This window comes from Nocardia sp. NPDC049935, from assembly GCF_055586645.1.
In genome coordinates, this window is the sequence record NZ_JBVJHV010000008.1 from 395,954 (window position 1) to 402,660 (window position 6,707).

General features: G+C 68.0%; 8 protein-coding genes and 1 rRNA gene. 2 read left to right on the forward strand and 7 right to left on the reverse strand.

Translation table 11 applies throughout. The features are described 5' to 3' along the window. Positions 1-2 precede the first annotated feature (2 nt). From ACZ6SF_RS28490 to ACZ6SF_RS28500, 3 genes are all read right to left on the reverse strand, one after another. Positions 3-866 (reverse strand): tetratricopeptide repeat protein, encoded by an 864-nt coding sequence (locus tag ACZ6SF_RS28490; protein ID WP_466066145.1) that lies wholly within the window; start codon positions 864-866, stop codon positions 3-5. 61 nt (positions 867-927) lie between these two features. Beyond that, a complete protein-coding gene (locus ACZ6SF_RS28495; protein ID WP_466066146.1) occupies positions 928-1,296 on the reverse strand; it encodes a DUF3817 domain-containing protein in 369 nt (122 codons plus the stop codon). 112 nt (positions 1,297-1,408) lie between these two features. Next, on the reverse strand, positions 1,409-2,587 hold the full coding sequence (locus tag ACZ6SF_RS28500) for an acetyl-CoA C-acetyltransferase (protein ID WP_466066147.1): 1,179 nt from the start codon (positions 2,585-2,587) through the stop codon (positions 1,409-1,411). Between the two features lie 283 nt (positions 2,588-2,870). On the opposite strand from ACZ6SF_RS28500, the gene mce reads away from it, so the two are divergent. Further along, on the forward strand, positions 2,871-3,344 hold the full coding sequence (gene mce, locus ACZ6SF_RS28505; protein WP_450003676.1) for a methylmalonyl-CoA epimerase: 474 nt from the start codon (positions 2,871-2,873) through the stop codon (positions 3,342-3,344). Between the two features lie 86 nt (positions 3,345-3,430). Next, positions 3,431-4,450, forward strand: coding sequence for a hypothetical protein (locus ACZ6SF_RS28510; RefSeq protein ID WP_466066148.1), 1,020 nt, complete (start codon positions 3,431-3,433; stop codon positions 4,448-4,450). Positions 4,451-4,569: 119 nt separating this feature from the next. Here ACZ6SF_RS28510 and ACZ6SF_RS28515 read toward each other — a convergent pair whose 3' ends face one another. From ACZ6SF_RS28515 to rrf, 4 genes are all read right to left on the reverse strand, one after another. Next, positions 4,570-4,875 (reverse strand): ATP/GTP-binding protein, encoded by a 306-nt coding sequence (locus ACZ6SF_RS28515; RefSeq protein WP_466066150.1) that lies wholly within the window; start codon positions 4,873-4,875, stop codon positions 4,570-4,572. A gap of 10 nt (positions 4,876-4,885) precedes the next feature. Then, positions 4,886-5,572 carry an endonuclease NucS gene (gene nucS, locus ACZ6SF_RS28520; protein WP_466066151.1) on the reverse strand — a complete coding sequence of 229 codons (687 nt, stop codon included), beginning with the start codon at positions 5,570-5,572 and terminating at the stop codon, positions 4,886-4,888. Positions 5,573-5,663: 91 nt separating this feature from the next. Continuing rightward, positions 5,664-6,500: an SDR family oxidoreductase gene (locus ACZ6SF_RS28525; RefSeq protein ID WP_466066152.1), complete on the reverse strand. Its 837-nt coding sequence runs from the start codon at positions 6,498-6,500 to the stop codon at positions 5,664-5,666. Between the two features lie 120 nt (positions 6,501-6,620). Continuing rightward, a 5S ribosomal RNA gene (gene rrf, locus ACZ6SF_RS28530) occupies positions 6,621-6,707 on the reverse strand; the annotation flags it as partial.

Below are 6,707 nucleotides of genomic sequence, written 5' to 3' on the forward strand. Positions count from 1 at the left end.
CGTCAGTACAGCGCGGTGGCCAGCTTCCGCCGCGCCGCGACCACGAACGGTTCGGCCTGGTCGAACAATTCGAACAGTTCGAGCAACCGGGTGCGGACCGCGGTACGGTCGTCGCCCGCGGTACGCGCCACCATCGCGATGAGCCGGTCGAAGGCCGCCTCGGGCCGTTGATGGAACAGTTCCACATCGGCGGCGTCCAGAGCGGCGGCGACATTGCCGGGTTCGGCGTCCGCGGTCGCGATCGCCGACTCCGGCAGGTCCTGGGCGCGACCCAGGAATTTCACCTGCCGCAGCGCGGCTTTGGCCTCCGCGTTGGCGGGTTCCTGGGCCAGGATCGACTCGTAGGCCGATTCCGCACCGGCGAAATCACCCTGTTCGAGCAGGGCTTCGGCCGTCGCGAACCGCGGATCGGCGGGTGGTTCGGGTTCCTCGGCCGCGTCCGGGTCGCCTTCGAGCTTGCCCTCGACGGCCTGCACGACCGCGGCCAGCCACTGCTTGACCTGGGCTTCCGGCTGCCCACCCTGGAAATCGGCGAGCGGCTGCCCACCCGCCACCGCGATCACCGTCGGAATCCCCTGGACGCCGAAGGCCTGGGCGATCCGCATATTGCTCTCGGCTTCGACCGCGGCCAGATCCCAGGTACCGCCCGCTTCGCCGACCAGGCGTTCGAGCAGCTGCACCAATTCGATACTGCCGGGGCTGCGCTGCGAATACAGCGCCACCACCACCGGCACCTGCATGGATCGCCGCAGGACCTTGGTCTCGAAATCCGCCTCGGTGACCGCGTAGTCACCGCCGCCGCCACCGGCGGCCGGAGCGCCCGCGGGCGGCTGTTTCAGGGCGGACAGATCAACCGCCCCGGACATGGCGGCGGCTACGGCCGGTGAAGGACGGCGAGATGCTGGTCGAGTCACAGCATCCAGTCTGTCACGAGGACGGCGCGAGAGTCTGCGGGGACTCCGCGCTCGCGGGCGCGCTCAGTTCGCCGAGTTTGCCGGTACGCACCGCCCACACCTCGAAGATCACCGTGAAGAACGGCGGGATGCTGGACAGCAGGGCCAGAACCGTGGTCTTCCAGTTCCACTCCAGCTCGCGCGCCGCCAGCAGCGCAGTCAGCACGAAGAGCACGAAAACGCCGCCGTGCACCGGGCCGAAGATCTTCACTCCGATCTCGTTACCCGGGTCCGGGATGTATTTGAACGCCATTCCCACCAGCAGGCCCAGCCAGGAGATCGCCTCGAGCACCGCGAAGAAACGGAACCGACCGGCAGTGGTGCGCAGACCAAGGAAGTTCATGGGCCCCATTGTGCCCTAGGCACTACACAGTGTCGTAGTCGAACCGGTCACATGGGCGGAAAGGGACTTAACGGACAGCCGGGGCCCGGACCGAGCCGGGCCCCGCGCCGCACTAGACCTTGACGATCAGCGCGTCACCCTGACCGCCGCCGCCACACAACGCCGCCGCGCCGATACCGCCGCCCCGCCGCTTCAGTTCCAGCGCCAGATGCAGCACGATCCGCGCACCCGACATCCCGAGCGGATGCCCGATGGCGATGGCGCCGCCGTTGACGTTCACCTTCTCCGGAGCGATCCCCAGCGCCCGGGTGGAGGCGATGCCGACGGCCGCGAACGCCTCGTTGATCTCCACCAGATCCAGATCGGCCGGTGCGATCCCCTCTTTGGCGCAGGCCTTGGCAATGGCGTTGGCCGGCTGATCCTGCAGCGTCGAATCCGGTCCGGCCACCACGCCGGCCGCACCGATCTCGGCGATCCAGCTCAACCCCAGCTCCTCGGCCTTGGCCTTGCTCATCACCACCACCGCCGCGGCGCCGTCGGAGATCTGCGAGGCGGAACCGGCCGTAATGGTGCCGTCCTTACGGAAGGAGGGCCGCAGTTTCCCGAGCGACTCCGCGGTGGTGTCGGCGCGGATTCCCTCGTCCTGCGCCACCACCACGGGATCACCCTTGCGCTGCGGTACCTCCACCGGCACGACCTCGTCCTCGAAGACACCGTTCTTCCAGGCGGCCGCGGCCCGCTGATGCGACGCGGCCGCGAACGCGTCCTGATCCGCGCGGGTGATCGGATCACGGTCGTTGCGCTGCTCGGTGAGCGCGCCCATCGCCTGATCGGTGAAGATATCGTGCAGGCCGTCGTAGGCCATATGGTCGCGCAGGGTCACATCGCCGTACTTGAACCCCTCGCGGCTCTTCTCGAGCATATGCGGGGCCCGGCTCATCGATTCCTGCCCACCCGCGACCACGATCTCGTACTCGCCCGCCCGGATCAGCTGATCGGCCTGGGCGATCGCGTTGATCCCGGACAGGCACACCTTGTTCAGGGTGAGCGCGGGAACATCCATCGGGATACCACCAGCGACCGCCGCCTGCCGGGCCGGAATCTGCCCGGCGCCGGCGGTGAGCACCTGACCCATGATCACGTAGTCGACCTGGTCGCCGCGGACGCCGGCCTTCTCCAGCGCGGCCGCGATGGCGAAACCACCCAGATCCGAACCGCTGAACCCCTTCAGGCCGCCCAGCAGCCGTCCGACCGGGGTACGCGCCCCTGCCACGATCACGGACTTGGTCACGAGGAACCTCCTGTAATTTCGGAGCGCCTCCGGCGCTCGAGGGCGGGGCCCCTGGTAGCCCGGTTCTTCACTCCCGGCGGTCGGTCGCTGCGCTCCCTCCCTCTGGCCGCTCCAGAACCGGGCGGGCCCCACCTGCGCATCCCACGGTATCTCGCGATGGCGGCGGTGTGGAGCACAGGGATGCGCAGATCACCCGGGGAATATTTGACGGCAGCCGCCCTCTGTTTGTGTCATTCGGGCGGGTACGCGACAGCGGCAGTCCGGAACGCGCTACTTTCGAGGGGTGAGCACCGCTACCCCGTCATCAGATTTCATCCCCGCCGACTACATCGTCGCGGTCGACCACGTCGGGATCGCCGTACCGGATCTGGACGCGGCCGTCGCCTGGTACGCCGAGAACCTGGGCCTGGTCGAAACCCACCGTGAGGTCAACGAAGAGCAGGGCGTTCAGGAAGCGATGCTGTCCGCGCCCGCCGCCGAGGACGATTCGACTGCTCTGCAGTTGCTGGCTCCGCTCGACGAAACCTCCACGATCGCCAAGTTCATCGACCGGAGCGGGCCCGGCCTGCAGCAGCTGGCCTTCCGGGTGACCGATATCGAGGCCGTTTCCGCATTCCTGCGCGATCGCGGGATGCGACTGCTCTACGAGGCCCCGCGCCGCGGGACCGCCGATTCGCGCATCAATTTCGTCCATCCGAAGGATGCTGGCGGTGTGCTGGTGGAGTTACTGGAACCGGATCCGAATGTTACGCACTAGTATCAACTTCGAGCGCGTAGGAGTCGCTCCGATAACATTCCCGGTCGACTCACCACGGCCGGGTCTCAGGCTGTAGTTTGTTGGCCATGTCGTCACCCGAGTCCGATCGCAATCGCTTCGTTGCGCTGCCCTTCACCGTCGTGCGCAAGGGTTATGCGCAAGACGAGGTACGTAACTATTTCGACCGCTTCGATGCCGAGTTGCGGGTCACCGCCACCGACCGCGATGCCGCCGCCGCTCAGGCCCGGAATCTCGCCAGTCAGCTGGAAGATGCCCGCGATGAAATCGACGAACTCCGCAAGGAGGTCGACCGGCTGTCCGTTCCGCCGACCACCGCGGAAGGGATGAGCGACCGCATCTCCCGGATGCTGCGATTGGCCTCCGACGAGGCTTCCGAGGTCCGCGCGCTCGCGCAGGCCGAGGCGGCGGAAATGGTCTCCATCGCCGAGCAGCAGGCCACGGAGATGCGCGGCAAGTACGAATCGCTGCTCGCCGAGACCAAGGAGAAGCGCGAAGCTCTCGAGATCGAGTACGAGCAGACGCTGGCCAACGCGCGTACCGAGTCCTCGAAGATCATCGAGGCCTCCCAGGCCGATGCCGAGCGCCTCGCCAAGGAGTCCGAGGCCAAGCGCAAGGCCACCCAGCAGGACTTCGAGGTCACCATGGCCGAGCGGCGTACCAAGCTGACCCGCGCCATGGAGGAGCTGGAGGCCACCAGCCGCGCCGAGGCCGCACAGCGGATCAAGGACGCCACCGACGAGGCCAACCGTCTCATCACCTCCGCCACCCAGACCTCCGAGCGCAAGATCGCGCACGCGAAGGAACTGGCCGAGGAGATGCGTGTGCTGCGCGGCCGGGTCCTGGCCCAGCTGCTCGGTATCCGGGGTCAGCTCGACTCCGTGCCCGCCATGCTCGCCGCGGTCAACCGCGAGAGCGAACTGCTCGACGGTGTGCCCGAGCAGCCGCGCAAGTCCCTCGGCAGCGGCCAGAACAACAACAAGCCGGTGTCCGGTCCGCGCCAGAAGGCGATCCCCGAGGTGAGCGCCGACGACGAGTCCGACGACATCGTCGAGGATGAACGCGAGAACGCCCACATCAGCAACTAGTCCCCGACTCCAGGGGTGCTGACGGGAAGCACACGGCGACACCACAATCCACACCGAAGGCCGCCCCACCGGGGCGGCCTTCCTCATGTCCACGACCGGAACAGGATCCCGGCCGGCCGCTACGACCAGCGCCGCGTGATCCCCCGGGTCCCCCGCCCGTTCCAGCATCCCCGATGCCAGTGCCGGCGGTCGCTCTCACCACTGCCCTCCGGCCACGCCACCACATGCGCCACCCCCGGCATGATCTCGTGATCGCAGCCCGGGCAGCGGTACCTCTTCACCGCCCGCGCGCCGGGCACCGTGCGCACCACGTAGTCGTCACCGTCCGGCCCGGCCTCGGTCCGGCGGTACACATCGCCCAGCCCGGTCCCCGGCGCCTGCGGCCGGGCTCCCGAGCGCCCCTCGCGCGGTTTCCGTCGTGGCATGCCCTCCAGCCTAGAAGAGGCGGAATTCGTTGCTCTCGGTGCCACGTAGGGCGTTGTAGTCCAGGGTGAGACAGCGGATTCCGCGGTCCTCGGCGAGCGTGCGCGCCTGCGGTTTGATCTGCTGCGCCGCGAACACCCCGGCGACCGGAGTGAGCAGCGGGTCGCGGTTGAGCAGTTCCAGGTAGCGGGTGAGCTGCTCCACACCGTCGATCTCGCCGCGCCGTTTGATCTCCACCGCCACCGTCTTCCCGGCGGCGTCCCGGCACAACAGGTCGACCGGCCCGATCGCCGTCATGTACTCCCGGCGGATCAGGCTGAAGCCGGCGCCGAGCGTTTCGACGTGCTCGGCCAGCAGCTCCTGCAGATGCGCCTCCACGCCGTCCTTCACCAGTCCGGGGTCGACGCCGAGTTCGTGACTGGAATCGTGCTCGATCTCCTCGATCCCGATCCGCAGTTCTTCGCCGGCCTTGTTGCTCACCACCCACAGCGCCTTGAACTGTCCCGCCGCCGGGTCCGGATCCCGTTCCTCCAGCCAGCACGGCGGGCTCATCCAGTTCAGTGGCTTGTAGGACCCCCCGTCCGAATGCACCAGCACCGACCCGTCCGCTTTGATCATCAGTAGCCGGCGGGCCATCGGCAGATGAGCGGTCAGCCGCCCCACGTAGTCGACCTGGCAACGAGCAATCACAAGGCGCATCCGGCAGAGTCTAGGCGCTGTCGCCGATACCGATCGCAGGCCCCGCATACCGTCCGGCCGGATTCTCACGCCGGTGACCGCCCCGGCGGACCTATCCGCCCCGCGGCCGCCGGCGGCCGAATCCGCCTTCGGTATCGATGACCTGGCCGGTGATCCAGCGCGCTTCGTCGGTGACAAGCCAGCCGATGAGCCGCGCCGGGTCGTCGGGTTCCCCCAATCGGCCGAGGGGGAACATCGCCGCGACGCGTTCCCGCGTCTCGGGAGTGAGGTACCCGGTATCCACCGGCCCGGGGTTCACCGTGTTCAGCCGGATGCCGGCCCCCGCGAGTTGATCGGCCAGAGTGACCGTGATGCCCTCCAGCGCCGCCTTCGCCGCGCCGTACGCCACTTCACCGGGAAGCGGCCCCAGATGCTGCCCCGACGTCATGAAGATCACCGCCCCGCCGGCACGTCCATCATGCTGATTCGCGAACGACTGGGCGAGCAGTAGACACGAGCGGGCGTCGACCGCCCAGTGCCGGTCGAGATCCGCCGCCGACAGGTTCCCCAGCGGACCGTCCGAACCCGACAGCGCGTGATTGCAGATCAGAATGTCGAGATGCCCGAACACGGCGACCGCCGCGTCCACCACCGCCTGCGGGGCGGAGGGATCCGCGAGATCCATTCCGATATCGGCGATTCGGGCCGAACGTTCCCCGAGATGTGATCGAATCCCGGCCAGCACCGCCGTGAGGTCGTCGGCACCCCAGGGCTGTTGCTCGTCGTGCTGCCGGAAGTGATGCACGAAGACGCTCGCACCGTACGCGGCGAGTCTGCAGGCGATCGCATATCCGATACCGGCCCGCCGGCTGACCCCCGTCACGAGCGTGACCCTTCCGCGCAACGGAAGAGGGTCACGGTGCAGCGAGAGGTTCCGGGATGCGTCCATTGCCGCGATGGTCGCACCGCCGGCTGCCACCGGCAATCGGTTTTCCACGAGTACGCCGCGATCTGCCCCCGAACGCACTTCAGGGGCCCACGAATCGTGGGCCCCTGAAGGCAATGTATGTTCCGGCGGTGTCCTACTCTCCCACACCCTGTCGAGTGCAGTACCATCGGCGCTGGCAGGCTTAGCTTCCGGGTTCGGAATGGGACC

Coding starts and splice junctions, on each gene's coding strand:
- nucS (WP_466066151.1), bottom strand. CDS start 5,572: ATGCGCCTTGTGATTGCTCGTTGCCAGGTCGACTACGTGGGGCGGCTG.
- ACZ6SF_RS28490 (WP_466066145.1), bottom strand. CDS start 866: ATGTCCGGGGCGGTTGATCTGTCCGCCCTGAAACAGCCGCCCGCGGGC.
- ACZ6SF_RS28495 (WP_466066146.1), bottom strand. CDS start 1,296: ATGAACTTCCTTGGTCTGCGCACCACTGCCGGTCGGTTCCGTTTCTTC.
- ACZ6SF_RS28510 (WP_466066148.1), top strand. CDS start 3,431: ATGTCGTCACCCGAGTCCGATCGCAATCGCTTCGTTGCGCTGCCCTTC.
- ACZ6SF_RS28525 (WP_466066152.1), bottom strand. CDS start 6,500: ATGGACGCATCCCGGAACCTCTCGCTGCACCGTGACCCTCTTCCGTTG.
- ACZ6SF_RS28515 (WP_466066150.1), bottom strand. CDS start 4,875: ATGCCACGACGGAAACCGCGCGAGGGGCGCTCGGGAGCCCGGCCGCAG.